Origin of the sequence: Inquilinus sp. 2KB_23, from assembly GCF_052115705.1 — a bacterium.
Taxonomy (GTDB): Bacteria; Pseudomonadota; Alphaproteobacteria; order DSM-16000; family Inquilinaceae; genus Inquilinus; species Inquilinus ginsengisoli_A.
This window is the reverse complement of sequence record NZ_JBFRHF010000006.1, coordinates 171,709-186,041: the sequence shown is the minus strand read 5'-3', so window position 1 is coordinate 186,041 and position 14,333 is coordinate 171,709. Positions and strand designations below refer to the sequence as shown.

The window sequence follows — 14,333 nt, the reverse complement described above, 5'->3', positions numbered from 1 at the left end:
CGTGCCGGCCCCGCTCATCCTCGCCATCGACCAGGGCACCAGCTCCACCAAGGCGCTGCTGGTCGATTCCGCGGGGACGGTGGTGGCGCGCGGCATGGCGGCGCTCGGCGAAAGCCATCCGCGGCCGGGCTGGGTCGAACAGGATCCGGCGGCGATCTGGGACAGCGTGCGAGCGGCCGTGGCCGCCTGTCTCGACGGCCAGGACCCGCACCGGGTCGCGGCGGTCGGCTTCAGCACCCAGCGCGAATCCCTTGTGATGTGGGACCGCAGGACCGGTGAGGCGCTGTCGCCGCTGATCAGCTGGCAGGACCAGCGCACCGGCCCGGTGTGCGAGGCGCTGCGGACGCCCGGGACGGAAGCGCTGGTGCGGCGGCGCAGCGGCCTGCCGCTCGACCCGATGTTCTCCGCCGCCAAGGCGAAATGGCTGCTCGATACGCTCGATCCGGACCGTGCCAGGGCCAAGGCCGGCGAGATCTGCCTCGGCACCATCGATGCCTGGCTGCTCAGCCGCTTCGGCGGCGACGCGGTGACCGAGGCCGGCAACGCCTCCCGCACCCAATTGCTCGATGTCCGCCGCGCCGCCTGGGACCCCGACCTGCTCGCCCTGTTCGGCGTGCCGGAGGCGGCGCTGCCGCGCGTGGTGTCCTCGACCGGGCCGTTCCCGGCCGTGCGCGGCCTCGGCCCGCTGCCGGACGGCGTGCCGGTCACCGCCGTGCTCGGCGATTCCCACGCCGCCCTGTTCGCCCATGGCGCCTTCGTGCCTGGGCAGATCAAGGCGACGACCGGCACCGGCTCCTCGGTGATGGGGCTGGTCGACGACGCCGATGCGCTCGATCCCGGCCTGTGCCTGACCATCGCCTGGTCGGTCGACGGCCCGGCCCTGGCCGCGGAGGGCAATATCCGCGCCGCCGGGTCGACGCTGCGGTGGGTGGCGGATCTGCTCGGCCTGTCGACCCAGGACCTCGCCGACCTGGCGGCGAATGCGTCCAGCGATGGCGTGTTCCTGGTGCCGGGCTTCAACGGCCTCGGCGCGCCGTGGTGGGACGTGAATGCCGTCGGCCTGCTGGCCGGCTTCAGCCTCGGCACCGGCCGGGCCGCGGTGGCCCGCGCGGCGCTGGAATCGATCCCGCACCAGATCGCCGATGTGGTCGAGGCGATCGATCGCAGCGTCGGCCGGGTCCACGCCCTGCATGTCGATGGCGGCCCGACCCGCAACCCGGTGCTGATGCAACTGCTGTCCGACCTGGCCGGCTGCGAGGTGCTGCGGTCGGACACCGCCGAATTGTCGGCGCTCGGCGCGGCGCATCTCGCCGGGCTCGGCGCCGGGCTGTGGTCCTGGGACGATCTGAAGGCGCTGCCCCGCGACCGCCACGGCTTCGTCCCGGTGATGCCGGCGGAGCGGCGCGGGACCGAGCGGGACGGCTGGCGGCAGGCGGTGCGGCGCGCCTCAGGTAAGCCGCCGGAGACGGCGGGGCGCTGAGCTGCCCTGCCGGATGACACGAAAAAGGATGTAGGGAATGGAAGCGCGCATCGACCGACCGGCCCACAGGACGTTCCTGCCGCGGCTCAGCCTGACCAGCGGCGCCCAGGGCCCGCTGATCGGCCTGGTCCTGCTGTGCGTGATCTTCTCCTTCGCCTCGGATCATTTCCTGTCGGTGCGCAACGCGCTCAACGTGCTCGACCAGATCACCGTGCTCGGCATCCTCGCCATCGGCATGACGGCGGTGATCGTGATCGGCGGCATCGACCTGTCGGTCGGGTCGGTCCTGGCGCTGTCGATGATGGTGATGGGCTGGCTAGCGCGCGACATGGAGCTGCCGATGGCCCTGGCCATCCTGCTCGGCATCGGCGCCGGCGCGGTGTGCGGCCTGGCCTCCGGCCTGCTCATCACCCTGGCGCGGCTGCCCGCCTTCATCGCCACCCTGACCATGATGTCGGTGGCGCGCGGCCTGGCCAACATCCTGACCGACGGCACCCAGATCGTCGGCTATCCCGACTGGTTCACCTCGTTGGCGATCACCCGCAATTTCGGCTTCCTGTCGGCGACCGTCGGCCTGTTCGTCGTGCTGGTCGCGGTCAGCTGGCTGTACCTGACCTTCCGGCCGGGCGGCCGCAACCTCTACGCCATCGGCGGCAGCCGCGAAGTGGCGCGGCTGGCCGGCATCAAGGTCGCCCGGGTGACGATCGCGGTCTATGCCGCGGCCGGGGCGCTGGCCGGCGTGGCCGGCATGGCGCTGGCGGCGCGGCTCGACTCCTCCCAGCCCAGCGCCGGGCTGGGCTACGAACTCGACACCATCGCCGCGGTCGTGATCGGTGGCGCCAGCCTGTCCGGCGGCGTCGGCAGCATCGGCGGCACGGTGGTCGGCGTCCTGATCATCGGCGTGCTGCGCAACGGGCTGAACCTGCTCGGCGTCTCGCCCTTCGTGCAGCAGGTGGTGATCGGCCTGGTGATCGCCGCCGCCGTCACCTTCGACACCCTCGGCCGGCGCAACAACCGCTGACCCGGGGACACAAAGACGGCAGGACCGTCGCAACAGGAGAGGATCCACCCATGAAGACCCGTATCGTCGTTGCCGCGCTGGCGCTGCTGGCCGGCACCGCCCTCGGCTCCCCCGCCTGGGCCAAGGACAAGGTGATCGGCCTGGCCGTCGCCAACCTGCAGGCTGATTTCTTCAACCAGATCAAGCAGTCGGTCGAGGCCGCGGCCAAGGAGCAGGGGATCAAGGTCGTCACCGTCGACGCCAAGGGCGATTCCGCCACCCAGGTCAGCCAGATCCAGGACCTGATCACCCAGCAGATCGACGCGCTGATCTACATCCCGGCCGGCGCCACCGCCGCCAGCGTCCCGGTCAAGACCGCGAAGGCGGCCGGCATCCCGGTCGTCGCCGTCGACCGCAACCCGGCCGATGCGCCGGGCGACACCTTCATCGCCACCGACAGCGTCGCGGCCGCCCGCACCCTGGGCGATTATGTCTGCAAGGTCACCGGCGGCAAGGGCAATGTCGCCGTCATCCAGGGCCAGATCGGCACGACGCCGGAGCAGGACCGCGACAAGGGCTTCACCGAGGCGCTGGCCAAGTGCCCGGGCCTGACGGTCAGCGCCAAGCAGGCCAGCACCGCCTGGATGCAGGATGAGGGCTTCAACATCGCCCAGGACATGCTGCAGCGCGACCCGACCATCTCGGTGTTCTTCGGCCGGGCCGACGCCCTGGCACTGGGCGCCGCGCAGGCGGTCAAGGTCGCCAATCTCGACCACAAGACCTGGATCTTCGGCTTCGACGGCGACGTCGCCGGGCTGAAGGCGGTGCAAGGCGGCACGCTGGACGCGACCATGACCCAGACCACCCAGCAGATGGGCCGGCTGGCGCTGCAGTCGGCGCTCGACCTCGCCGACGGCAAGAAGGTGCCGGCGGAACAGCTGCAGGCCGCAACGCTGACGACCAAGGACAACGTCGCCGGCTTCATCGAGAAGCATCCGTAATGGCTGCACCGGCGACCGTTCGCGCCGCCGCGGCGGAGGGCCCGGAGGGGCTCTCCATCCGCGGCATCGGCAAGGCCTATGGCGGCATCACCGTGCTGGAGGGGGTCGACCTCGACATCCGGCCCGGTGAGGTGCTGGCCCTGTTGGGCGAGAACGGCGCCGGCAAGTCGACCCTGTCCTCGATCATCTCCGGCCTGGTGCCGCCCAGCGCCGGGACGATGAGCTGGCAGGGCCGGCCCTATGCCCCGGCGGCGCCGGGGGATGCGATCGCGGCCGGCATCGGCCTGATCCACCAGGAAATGAAGCTGCTGCCGGATCTGACGATCGCCGAGAACGTGTTCGTCGGCCGGCTGCCGACCGGCGGCGGCCGGATCGATCGGGCGGAGATGAACCGCCGCGCCGGCGAGCAGCTGCGGCGGCTGGGCCTCGACATCGCGCCGACCACGCCGGTGCGCCGGCTGCGGGTGGCGGCGCAGCAGCAGGTCGAGATCGCCAAGGCGCTGACCCTGAACTCCCGCCTGCTGATCCTGGACGAGCCGACCGCCGCGCTGGGCGGGGAGGAGACGGAGCGGCTGTTCCAGCAGATCGACCGGCTGCGCCGCGACGGCGTCTCCTTCGTCTATATCAGCCACCGGCTGGACGAGATCGCCCGCATCGCCGACCGCATCGCGGTGCTGCGCGACGGGCGGCTGGTCGCCACCCACGACACGGCGCAGGTGCCGGTCAAGACGCTGGTCGAACAGATGGTCGGCCGCAGCGTCGACCGGATGTTCCCGGCGGTGACGGTGCCGGGCGACGCGGTCCGGCTGCAGGTCGACGGCCTCGCCGCGGCCGACGGCGCCTATCGCGACATCAGCTTCACCGTGCGGGCGGGCGAGATCTTCGGCATCGCCGGCATCGTCGGCGCCGGGCGGACCGAGCTGGTGCGCGGCGTCGTCGGCGCCGACCCGATCGCCGCCGGCCGGGTGGCGGTGGACGGCAAACCGGTGGCGCTGCACGGTCCGGCGGATGCGATCCGTGCCGGGGTGATGCTGGTGCCGGAAGACCGCAAGCTGCAGGGCGTGGTGCTGGACCACTCCATCGCCGACAACATCGCCTATGCCAATTTCGACCGCATCGCTCCCGGCGGCTGGATCAGCCCCGCCCGGGTGCGCGGCTTCGCCGCCGGGCTGATCGCGCGGATGGGGGTGAAGGGCGCCCCCGGCCAGCGCGCCGGCAACCTCTCCGGCGGCAACCAGCAGAAGGTCGTGATCGCGAAATGGATCGCGCGCGACCCCAAGGTGTTCATCCTGGACGAACCGACCCGCGGCATCGATGTCGGCGCCCGGGCCGCGATCTACGACGTCATCGCCGGCCTTGCCGCCTCCGGCATGGCGGTGGTCGTGGTCAGCTCCGATCTAGACGAGGTGCTGGGTCTGTCGCACCGGGTCATGGTGCTGGCCCGCGGCCGCAACCAGGGCATCCTCGACCGCGACCAGGCCAGCCGCGTCGCCGTGATGGAACTCGCAACCCGTTAAACACAGGGGAATCCCGTGCAGATCTTCCGGCTCGATGACCAGATCGCCTTCGTCACCGGCGCCGGCAGCGGCATCGGCCAGCGCATCGCGGTCGGCCTGGCCGAGGCCGGTGCCGACGTCGCCCTGTTCGACCTTGCGGCGGCGGGGGCCGGCCTGGCCGACACCGCCGGCCGGATCCGGGCGCTTGGCCGCCGCGCGCTGGTGCTGACCGGCGACGTGACCAAGGCCGCCGATCTATCCGCCGCGGTCGGCGCGGCCGAGGCACAGCTTGGGCCGCTGGAGGTCGCGGTCAACTGCGCCGGCATCGCCAACGCCACGGCGGCGGAGGAGATGGCGGCGGCGCAGTGGCAGCGCATGCTGGACGTCAACCTGACCGGCGTCTTCTTCTCCGCCCAGGCCGAGGCTCAGGCGATGCTGCCGCGCAAGCGCGGCTCGATCATCAACATCGCCTCGATGTCGGGCTCGATCGTCAACCGCGGGCTGCTGCAGGCGCATTACAACACGTCAAAGGCCGGGGTGATCCACCTGACCAAGAGCCTGGCGATGGAATGGGCCGACCGCGGCCTGCGGGTCAACGCGATCAGCCCCGGCTACACGCTGACGCCGATGAACCTGCGGCCCGAGGTGGCCGAGCAGCGCAAGATCTTCGAGCGCGACACGCCGATGGGCCGGATGGCGACGGTGGACGAGCTGGTCGGCCCGGCGGTGTTCCTGGCCAGCGCGGCGTCGTCCTTCTGCACCGGCGTCGACCTGATCGTCGATGGCGGCTTCGTCTGCTGGTAGTCCGAGCCCATCGCATATCGGGCTTTCGGTCAGCGGGCGGACGTTTGCGATTTGCGACGCTGAAAGGAGTGCTTTTCAGGCTGCCGATTGCCTCATTCAGGATGACATGATGCCGCCGATTTCGGTATCGGCTGGGTCCAGCGACGCGCGCTCGACGCCCGCCACCAGGCTGCGCTGGACCGCGAGAACGCCGCGCTCGCGGGCCTCGTCGTCGAACTCGTCGATGCCGAATACGAGCCGGATGACAAATCCGCCGCTTTCCGCTCTCTTTGAGGGGCGTTTTGGAATAATTTTGCGCAAATTAGGAAAATAGATGCCGTTCAAGCCAAGTGATAAGCTTCGGCTATATTGAAGCGTCAAGCATTCGGCCATTGGGGCGGATCCGTATTTGGATTTGGTCAATTGATCGGCAGCTCGCCGGCAGATGATATGGTGCATTGTGCAAAAACCAATAAGATCAGCTGATTGGCGCAGGGCAGCGAGCCGGTTCTGTATCGCTGTGCTCATGGCTGCCGGCGTCTTGTCCGCCGGTCCGAGCGCCGCCGACCCGGCACAATGCACGGCCGAACGGGCGCAGCCGATGATCCCGACGGACCCGGCGCTGTGCGAGAGGCTGACCGCGGCCGTCCGCAACCCGTCGGCCCTGCCGCTCGACCAGTACCAGGCCAAGCTCAACCAGTTCTTCGGCAACTACTGCCACCGCAACGAGGCCGCGGGATGGCGGCGCGACAAGCATGTGCGCGACGCCGGTCCCTTCGTCGCGTCGCTGGCGGCGGGCGCCTGGAAGGGCACCGGCTTCGGCACCCATGCCCCGGTGGTGATCTGGTACTCGCCCGACATGGCGGAATGGCTGGTCAAGAACCGCTCCGGCGAGGGGGGCGCATCGAACCCGCCGCCACCCGTCCCCGACGGGGCGATCATGGTGAAGGAGATGTTCCCGTACCCGGCCGCCGCCTGCGCCGACGTCGACCCGGTGAAGCTGTTCCCGACCTCCGGCGCGGCGATCATGGTCCGCGACAGCACCGCGTCGCATGACGGCTGGTACTGGGGCTGGTACGGCTTCGGGCCGAAGAGCGGCTGGGCGCCGGACTGGCCGCCTGGCCCGGCCAACAATCTCCCCGTCCAGGGCTTCGGCCAGTACTGCATGAACTGCCATGCCTCGGCGAAGGACAACCTGACCTTCGCCTCGCCGCGCAACATCCAGGGCGAACCGGGACGGCCGCTGGTCTATCTCAGCCAGTCCTGGTTGATGGCGCCGCCGCCGGAGGACCACCATCACGACGTGGCGATCCCGGACGAGGTCGGGCCGCTGGAGCAGCCGCTGCGCACGGCGGATCCGGCGGTCGACCAGGCCCTGCGCGCCTATCTCTTGAAGACGCCGCCCCGGGATACGGTCGTGAACATGCCGTCGGCGACCTATGACAACACCTGGGTCGGCGCCGGCGGCCCGCATGCGTCGGATGAGTTCGTGACCTCGACCCAGTGCCTGGGCTGTCATGACGCCGGCAGCACCGGGCTGCAGTTCGACATGACGATGCCGAACCCGCATGGTGCCAACCTGATCAACCTGTCGCCCTATGGCACCTGGCGCACCTCGCCGATGGGGCTGGCCGGGCGCGACCCGTTCTTCTTCGCCCAGCTGGCCAGCGAGATGCAGAGCTTCCATCCCGCCGCGAAGCCCGGCCTCGTCGAGGACACCTGCCTCGGCTGCCACGGCATCCAGGGCCAGCGCCAGTTCCACATCGACATGTTCAGCCAGACCGGCGGCGAGTGCCCCGACTTCACCCGCGAGATGGTGAATGCCGTGCCCTGGCCGGACGACAACCCGACTGCGCCGCATGCGCAATACGGCATGCTGGCCCGCGACGGCATCTCCTGCGCCGCCTGCCACCGCATGGCCCTGGGCGAAGCCGCGACCAAGGCCGCGGCCGGCACCCCGGAAAACGCCTGCATCGCGCAGCGCCAGGCCTTCCTGAACCCGCACAACACCGGCTTCGCCCGCACCTTCACCGGCAGTTTCCTGGTCGGCCCGCCCGACAAGCTGATCGGCCCGTTCGAGATGCCGAAGGTCAAGCCGATGGAGAACGCGCTGGGCATCACCCCGGTGCATGACGTGGCCATCACCAGTTCGGAGGTCTGCGGCAGCTGCCATTCGGTGCATCTGCCGGTGCTCCAGAACGGCCAGCCCATCGCCCGCATCTACGAGCAGACGACCTATCCGGAATGGGCCTTCAGCGCCTACCGCACCGGCACCACGCCCGACGGCCCGCTGCCGCAGGGGCCGGGCAGCCTGGCCCAGACCTGCCAGGCCTGCCACATGCCGTCGAAGACGGCGGATGGCCGGCCGATACGCAGCAAGATCGCCAGCATCCAGGAGTTCAGCAACTTCCCCGAGGCCGAGAACAACCTCGGGCCGGAGGATATCGACCTGCCCGTGCGGGACGGTTTCGCCGCGCACACCCTGGTCGGCCTCAACATCTTCCTGACCAAGATCGCGCAGCAATTCCCGGATGTGCTCGGCATCCCGACCCAGGATCCGATGCTGACCTCACGCGGCCTCGACCCGCTGCTGCGGACCGAGCAGGCGATGCTCGACATGGCCGGCAACCAGACCGCCGACGTGGCCGTGAGCGGCGTGTCGACGGTGGGCGGGCGGCTGCAGGCGACGGTGACCGTCAACAACAAGGCCGGGCACAAGCTGCCCTCCGGCGTCGGCTTCCGCCGCGTCTTCCTGGAGTTCCAGGTGCTGGACCAGAACGGCACCACGCTCTGGGCCTCCGGCCGCACCGACACGGCGGGCGCGCTGGTCGACCAGGCCAACACGCCGCTCGATGGCGAATACTGGTGGACCGACGACTGCTCGTCCCGCATCCAGCCGGAGGCACGGCTGCACCAGCCGCATTTCCAGCGCATCACCCGCCAGGACCAGACCCAGATCTACCAGGAGCTGGTCTCCACGCCGCCCCTGGACAATTCGGCACCGGTCTGCGGCCCGGGCACCGACCCGAAGGGCATGCTGACCACCAGCTTCCTGTCGATCTGCAACACGGTGAAGGACAACCGCATCCTGCCGCATGGCTATCTGCCGCTGCCCGAGCGCACCCAGATCGCCACCGCGCTGGGCGCGACGGAAGATCTGGCGAAGGAGGCCGGCGCCACCGCCGTCGACGACGATCCCGACTACATCTCGGGCGGCGGCGACAGCCTGGTCTACGACGTGGCGCTGGCCGACCTGCCGGCCGGCAGCCACCCGGCCGCGGTGCAGGCCACGCTGTTCTACCAGGCGGCCCCGCCCTTCTATCTGCAGGACCGCTTCTGCACGGCCAAGGGCGACGACACGGAGCGCCTGAAATACCTGGTCGACCACCTCAACCTCGACGGCTCCGCGGCCGATGACTGGAAGCTGAAGCTGATCTCGAGCGGGGTGGTGGCGCTGCCCTGAGATGCCATCTAGGCCCGCTGCATCAGGTTGGCCATCAGCCGGAAGGCGCCGGGCACCAGCCGGTCCAACTGGTGATGCAGGGCCAGGGCGACATGGGTGTGGCGGCCCTGGCCGAAGCGGCCCGACAGCAGCCCGCCCTGCAGCGGCGTCTCGCCCGGGTCGCCGATGGCGAGCAGGGCCTCGTAGGCCGGATCCCACCCGCTGGCGAAATACAGCCCGCGCTCCTTGTCCCAGCCGGCCCAGTCGGCATCGCCGATCGGGTTGGGGCCGGTCAGCAGCGGATGATCCGGTCGCAGCATTTGGACCGGGGCGGCGGGATCGGTCACCCGCCAGCGATAGGAGGGGTGGCCGATCGTCAACGGAGCCAGCGGCGTCGACTGCGGCGCCCATGCGTCGATCGGACGATGGTACAGCGTGACCAGATGGCCGCCGTCCCGGACCCAGCGATGCAGCCGCGCGGTCGCGGCGGCCAGCTCCGGCCGGGTGCGGAAGGCGAAGACGCCGACCAGGATGGTGTCCCAATCGCCCAGGTCGCCGCTGGTCAGGGTTTCGGCATCGATCGGGTCGACGGCAAGCCCGACCTGACGCAACCACGCGTCCGCACGGTCGCTGCCGCCGCCGACGACACCGACGCGAACGCCGTCCGGCAGGGCAACCTCGAGCGTGCGCAGCCGCAGGATCGCCGGGGCCGCGCGAACCACCGGCCCAAGATGGGCGTAGCTCATGCGCCGGACGCTCCAGCCTGGCTGGCCGTCGATGGTGACAACGGCCTCGTGCAGGCCGGCGGTGGCGGGCGGGGTCAGAACCGCCTCGATCGAGGCGACGCCTGCATCCCCGGGCACTTCGACCGAGCCAGGGCCTGACGACTCCCAGCCTGCGGGGGCCGTGATGCCGATGCTCCGTGCCGCCGCGGCCGTTCCCCGAAGGCTCTGCAGCCTCAGGCCCAGGGGCCGCGGGGCCGATGGCCGGGCCAGGTTGACCACGATGGCATCGGAAGCCGGAGTCACGGAGGCGGCGGGCAGGACCCGGACCGGCTCGTCGAGGTCGATGGTCGCTTTTGCCCGGACCCCGGCCAGGGTGAAGGTGACCTCGACCGAGGCCAGGCCGTTGCCGCCCAGCGGATCGAAGCCCGGCGCGAAGGGCAGGGTGATCGGGGCATCGTCGGGAATGCGGACCCGGAATCCGCCCGTCGTGCTGTCGGTTTCCCAGGCCCAGCCGCGGGGGAGCCGCGGCGCCAGCGCAATCTCCGTGGCGCTCGTGTCGGCGGCTCGCAATGCCGTGATGCCGAGCGTCCCGCCGGGTGCGATTTCGGCCGGCTCGGCAAAGGCGCGAACGTCCAGCCCCGACGCCACGAACAGGATCTGCTCCAACTCGCGGGCCTTGCGCTGCAGGCGGTGGTCCAGGAGGGAGGCGGCGTGCTTGGGGCGGGATGCCAGGGCTGCGCGGATCGCGGTCAGGGCCTGGCCCGCCGCCACAGCGACGGCATCGCTGTCCGGCCAGGCCGCGATGGCCCGGTCGATCGCGGCCTGGGCGGTTCGCAGCGATGCCTGGCATTCGATGCCGTCGACGGCGTCGGCCAGCGCGGCGACCGTGGCGGGCAGCCCATCCATAATCGAGGTCTCCATCGCCGGCATTCCGGGCACGGCATAGGCCCGATGCAGCGGCCAGGGGGAGGGGACCGCCTCGCGCCACACCCCCATGCCCTGGGTGCGGTGCGCCAGCCGCGACCACTGGCCGATCTGGGCATGGGTGGCGCCGGCGACCGGATCGCGGTCGCCGGCCTGCACCGTCACGGTCGCCTCCGGCGGCGGCAGGTCGTCGTCATAGGACGCGCTCTTGCCCGACCAGGCGGGCAGGTAGAACTTCGCCGCCGACCATGGGGCGAGGCCGGCGGCGGCATGTTGGGGGAAGGCGGCGGGGTCGCCGGCCAGCTCGACGGCCTCCCGGCTCGCCTGGGTCATGGCGCGGTGGTGCCCGTGCTGGCCCGGCACGTCGAGGAAGGTCGGGATCACGATGTCGGGCCGCTCGGTCCGGATGGCGCGGACCAGCCGCTCCAGCACCCGCTTGTGGCCCCAGCGGCGCAGCGTGTCGACGCCGCTCTTGGAGAAGCCGAAATCATGCACCGGGTCGTCCGGACCATGGCCGATCCAGGTGACGCCGGCATCGAGCACGCGGGCCGCTTCCTCCATCTCCCGGCTGCGCAGCGCCGCCAGGTCGCCGCCGCGCTCCGGCCCGATCGCGTTCTGGCCGCCTTCGCCGCGGGTCGAGCACAGCAGCACGACGCGGACACCGTCGCGCAGCGACAGGGCGGCCAGCATGGCGCTGCTCTCGTCGTCCGGATGGGCGCCGGTGTCGAGCAGGGTGACGGTGCTCTTCAGCCGCGACAGGGCGCGGTGCAGCCGCAGCACGCTCGGCTGGGCCATCTGGCGGCGGATGAGGGCCTCATCGGCGGGCATGGGACGATCCTCCGGAATCACGGGCGCGAAGCACGGCGCCGAAATCGGGTGTCAGGGTCTCGAACACCGGCAGCGCCGCGGCGCCCAGCGCCGGCGTCAGCCCGCCGGTGGTGCCCCGCAGCAGGCGCGGCACGGCTCGGCCGGACCGGTGCGACACGGTGTTGGGCAGCGGCCCGATCCTGGCGATCAGCCGGTCCAGCACGGCGTCCGGCAGACGACCGCCGAACACGATGGCCTCGGGATCGAACAGGTTCTCCAGGATGCCGACCATGATCAGCAGCTTCTCGGCGGCGATGTCGATCCAGGTGTCGAAACGCGGGTCCCCGTCGCGGACCAGGACGTCGACATCGGCCGCGCCGCCCAGCTGCTCGGCCAGCGAATGCAGCGAGGCGTAGCGTTCCAGGCAGCCCTGGCCACCGCAGGCGCAGGGGCGGCCGCGCGGCTCGACCGTGACATGGCCCAGCTCTCCGGCATTGCCGAAGGCGCCGGTGTAGGGCTGCCCGCCCAGGACCAGCCCGAGGCCGATGCCGGTGCCGAAATGGACCAGGCAGAAATCCCGCAATTCGCGCGCCACGCCGTGCAGCCGCTCGCCCACCGCCGCCGCCGTGGCGTCGTTCTCGACCAGGACCGGCATCCCCAGCGCTTCGCCGAGGAAGGCGGCGGCATCGATCGCCAGCCAGCCGGGCACGGCGGTGGGGCCGACCGAGCTCAGCCCCTCGATCCCGAAGGGGCCCGGCATCACGACCCCGGCGCCGAGGATCGCGACGCGGGCGACCCCGGCCGACTCCAGCAGCGCATCGATCTCGCGCCGCAGGCACGGCCCGATGCCGGCGGGGGTGGGGTCGTCGACCGCGGAGGTGCGGCTGGCCAGGACGCGCCCGGCCAGATTGACCAGGACGGATTGCTGGAACCGCGGCCCGATCTCGACGCCGATGGTGAAGCCGCCATCCGGATTGACCTCGTATTCGATCGGCGGCTGGCCCCGCCCGCTGCGCCGGCGGCCGGCGTCACGCAGCAGCCCTTCGGCCAGCAGCGCGGCGGTGATGTTCGAGACGGCCTGCGTGGTCAGGGCGGTGCGGCGCGCGATCTCGGTGCGGCTGACCGTGCCCTGCAGCCGCACGGTCTCCAGCACAACCCGGCGGTTGTAGGATCGGGTCTTGCCCGAATTGTTGCCGATCGCCATGCGGGGCCCGTCTCCCGGAGTCTCCGGGTGCAGGGTGCTGCGGCCAATACAATAATTCAACTATGTTGAGTTATTGACTCGGGCTTTCGGCCTATGATCGATTGGGAACGAGACCAATGGGCTGCAATGCCCGAACAAGACAGGGATGGAGGGGGAGATGGCAGGTTTCGGCGGCATCCGGCGCATGGCGCTGGCGACGGCCTTCGCGCTCGGCCTGTGCGGTGCGGCTTCGGCGGCGCAGGCGGTCGAGATCGAGTACTGGCAGTACTTCTACGATTCCCGGGTCAAGGCGATCGACACGCTGATCGCGAAGTTCGAGGCCGAGAATCCCGGCATCACCGTCAAGCACACCAACTTCCCCTATGCCGACTACCAGACCAAGGTCGCGGCCGCGATCCCGGCCGGTGAGGGGCCGGACGTGGTGCAGCTGTTCTACGGCTGGCTCGACAATTTCGTGGCGGCCAAGCTGATCCAGCCGCTGCCGACCGACACCTTCCCGCATGACGCCATCGAGGCCGATTTCTTCCCGATGGTGAAGGCGATGAAGCGCGGCGACGACTATTACGGCCTGCCGACGGCGGTCCGCTCGCTCGCCATCTTCTGGAACAAGCGGCTGTTCGAGGAAGCCGGGCTCGACCCCGAGAAGGCCCCGGCCAATCTCGACGAGCTGGTCCAGTTCGCCCAGAAGCTGACCAAGAAGGACGATGGCGGCAACCTCACCCAGGTCGGCATCACCATGGACATGAACGGCCAGGACCACCAATGGTGGCGCGAGGTGCTGGTCCGCCAGTTCGGGGGTGAGCCGTATCTGAACGACTACAAGACGGTGAACTACGCCGATGCGGCCGGCGCCAAGGCGCTGCAGTACTACATCGACTTCCAGACCAAGTACGGCGTCAGCCAGCTCGGCTTCATGGATGAGGGCCAGGCCGCCTTCAAGGCCGGCCGCGCCGGCATGACCATCGACGGCTCGTTCCGCCTCGGCTCCTTCGACGCCGTGCGCGGGCTGAAATACGGCGTCGCCGAGCTGCCGGCCGGGCCGGACGGCACGCGCTCGAACTACGCCAGCTACTGGGTGAACGCGATCACCACCAAGGCCCAGGGCGAGAAGCTGGAGGCGTCGAAGAAGTTCCTGGCCTTCCTGACCTCGCCCGAGGCCATGCAGATCTGGCTCGAGACGGTGGGCGAGCTGCCGGCCCGCCGGTCGGTCGCGCTCAGCGACAAGAACATCGCCAACCCGGTCTATGCCCCGTTCATCAAGGGCCTGGACTACGCCCACACCACGCTGTTCGTGGACGAGGCGGCGGAGCGCCAGGTGTCGATGGACATGGTCAACCGCGTGGTGCTGCAGAACCAGCCGGTCGACGCCGCCCTGGCCGAGGCCGCCAAGGCCGAGCAGGAGATCCTCGACCGCTACTACCAGAAGAAGTGACGGGACCGGGATGAGGGGCGTGACGGTGCGGGAAATGGC

Annotated in this window: 10 protein-coding genes; 7 read left to right on the top strand and 3 right to left on the bottom strand. The window is 70.4% G+C overall.

Going from position 1 to position 14,333, the window contains the following annotated elements; genetic code table 11:
* The first annotated feature begins 1 nt into the window (after nt 1).
* From AB4112_RS10050 to AB4112_RS10030, 5 genes are read left to right on the top strand one after another with little or no spacing between them, the layout of a single operon-like run.
* The gene (locus tag AB4112_RS10050; protein ID WP_441719130.1) at nt 2-1,480 is read left to right on the top strand and encodes an FGGY-family carbohydrate kinase; all 1,479 of its coding nucleotides are present in this window, start codon (nt 2-4) and stop codon (nt 1,478-1,480) included.
* Between the two features lie 37 nt (nt 1,481-1,517).
* Nucleotides 1,518-2,501 (top strand): ABC transporter permease, encoded by a 984-nt coding sequence (locus AB4112_RS10045; RefSeq protein ID WP_309799974.1) that lies wholly within the window; start codon nt 1,518-1,520, stop codon nt 2,499-2,501.
* Nucleotides 2,502-2,551: 50 nt separating this feature from the next.
* Nucleotides 2,552-3,481 (top strand): sugar ABC transporter substrate-binding protein, encoded by a 930-nt coding sequence (locus tag AB4112_RS10040; RefSeq protein ID WP_309799976.1) that lies wholly within the window; start codon nt 2,552-2,554, stop codon nt 3,479-3,481.
* Nucleotides 3,481-4,998, top strand: coding sequence for a sugar ABC transporter ATP-binding protein (locus AB4112_RS10035; RefSeq protein WP_309799977.1), 1,518 nt, complete (start codon nt 3,481-3,483; stop codon nt 4,996-4,998). The genes AB4112_RS10040 and AB4112_RS10035 overlap by 1 nt, the downstream gene beginning before the upstream one ends.
* A gap of 15 nt (nt 4,999-5,013) precedes the next feature.
* Nucleotides 5,014-5,781: an SDR family oxidoreductase gene (locus AB4112_RS10030; RefSeq protein WP_441719125.1), complete on the top strand. Its 768-nt coding sequence runs from the start codon at nt 5,014-5,016 to the stop codon at nt 5,779-5,781.
* Nucleotides 5,782-5,877: 96 nt separating this feature from the next.
* Here the strand turns inward: AB4112_RS10030 and AB4112_RS10025 are convergent, their stop codons facing one another.
* Complete coding sequence (locus tag AB4112_RS10025) at nt 5,878-6,288, bottom strand: hypothetical protein (protein ID WP_441719122.1); 411 nt, start codon at nt 6,286-6,288, stop codon at nt 5,878-5,880.
* Between the two features lie 73 nt (nt 6,289-6,361).
* Between AB4112_RS10025 and AB4112_RS10020 the strand changes: the two genes are divergently transcribed.
* On the top strand, nt 6,362-9,223 hold the full coding sequence (locus tag AB4112_RS10020; protein ID WP_441719120.1) for a hypothetical protein: 2,862 nt from the start codon (nt 6,362-6,364) through the stop codon (nt 9,221-9,223).
* 8 nt (nt 9,224-9,231) lie between these two features.
* Here AB4112_RS10020 and AB4112_RS10015 read toward each other — a convergent pair whose 3' ends face one another.
* Nucleotides 9,232-11,679 carry a PIG-L family deacetylase gene (locus AB4112_RS10015; RefSeq protein ID WP_441719117.1) on the bottom strand — a complete coding sequence of 816 codons (2,448 nt, stop codon included), beginning with the start codon at nt 11,677-11,679 and terminating at the stop codon, nt 9,232-9,234.
* A complete protein-coding gene (locus tag AB4112_RS10010) occupies nt 11,666-12,862 on the bottom strand; it encodes an ROK family protein (RefSeq protein WP_441719115.1) in 1,197 nt (398 codons plus the stop codon). The genes AB4112_RS10015 and AB4112_RS10010 overlap by 14 nt, the downstream gene beginning before the upstream one ends.
* Nucleotides 12,863-13,019: 157 nt before the next feature.
* Between AB4112_RS10010 and AB4112_RS10005 the strand changes: the two genes are divergently transcribed.
* Nucleotides 13,020-14,294 carry an extracellular solute-binding protein gene (locus tag AB4112_RS10005; protein ID WP_441719113.1) on the top strand — a complete coding sequence of 425 codons (1,275 nt, stop codon included), beginning with the start codon at nt 13,020-13,022 and terminating at the stop codon, nt 14,292-14,294.
* Nucleotides 14,295-14,333: the final 39 nt, after the last annotated feature.

What these genes read in the sequence shown, in the direction of transcription:
- AB4112_RS10045 (WP_309799974.1), top strand. Translation starts at nt 1,518, where the DNA reads ATGGAAGCGCGCATCGACCGACCGGCCCACAGGACGTTCCTGCCGCGG.
- AB4112_RS10040 (WP_309799976.1), top strand. Translation starts at nt 2,552, where the DNA reads ATGAAGACCCGTATCGTCGTTGCCGCGCTGGCGCTGCTGGCCGGCACC.
- AB4112_RS10035 (WP_309799977.1), top strand. Translation starts at nt 3,481, where the DNA reads ATGGCTGCACCGGCGACCGTTCGCGCCGCCGCGGCGGAGGGCCCGGAG.
- AB4112_RS10025 (WP_441719122.1), bottom strand. Translation starts at nt 6,288, where the DNA reads ATGAGCACAGCGATACAGAACCGGCTCGCTGCCCTGCGCCAATCAGCT.
- AB4112_RS10020 (WP_441719120.1), top strand. Translation starts at nt 6,362, where the DNA reads ATGATCCCGACGGACCCGGCGCTGTGCGAGAGGCTGACCGCGGCCGTC.
- AB4112_RS10015 (WP_441719117.1), bottom strand. Translation starts at nt 11,679, where the DNA reads ATGCCCGCCGATGAGGCCCTCATCCGCCGCCAGATGGCCCAGCCGAGC.
- AB4112_RS10010 (WP_441719115.1), bottom strand. Translation starts at nt 12,862, where the DNA reads ATGGCGATCGGCAACAATTCGGGCAAGACCCGATCCTACAACCGCCGG.
- AB4112_RS10005 (WP_441719113.1), top strand. Translation starts at nt 13,020, where the DNA reads ATGGCAGGTTTCGGCGGCATCCGGCGCATGGCGCTGGCGACGGCCTTC.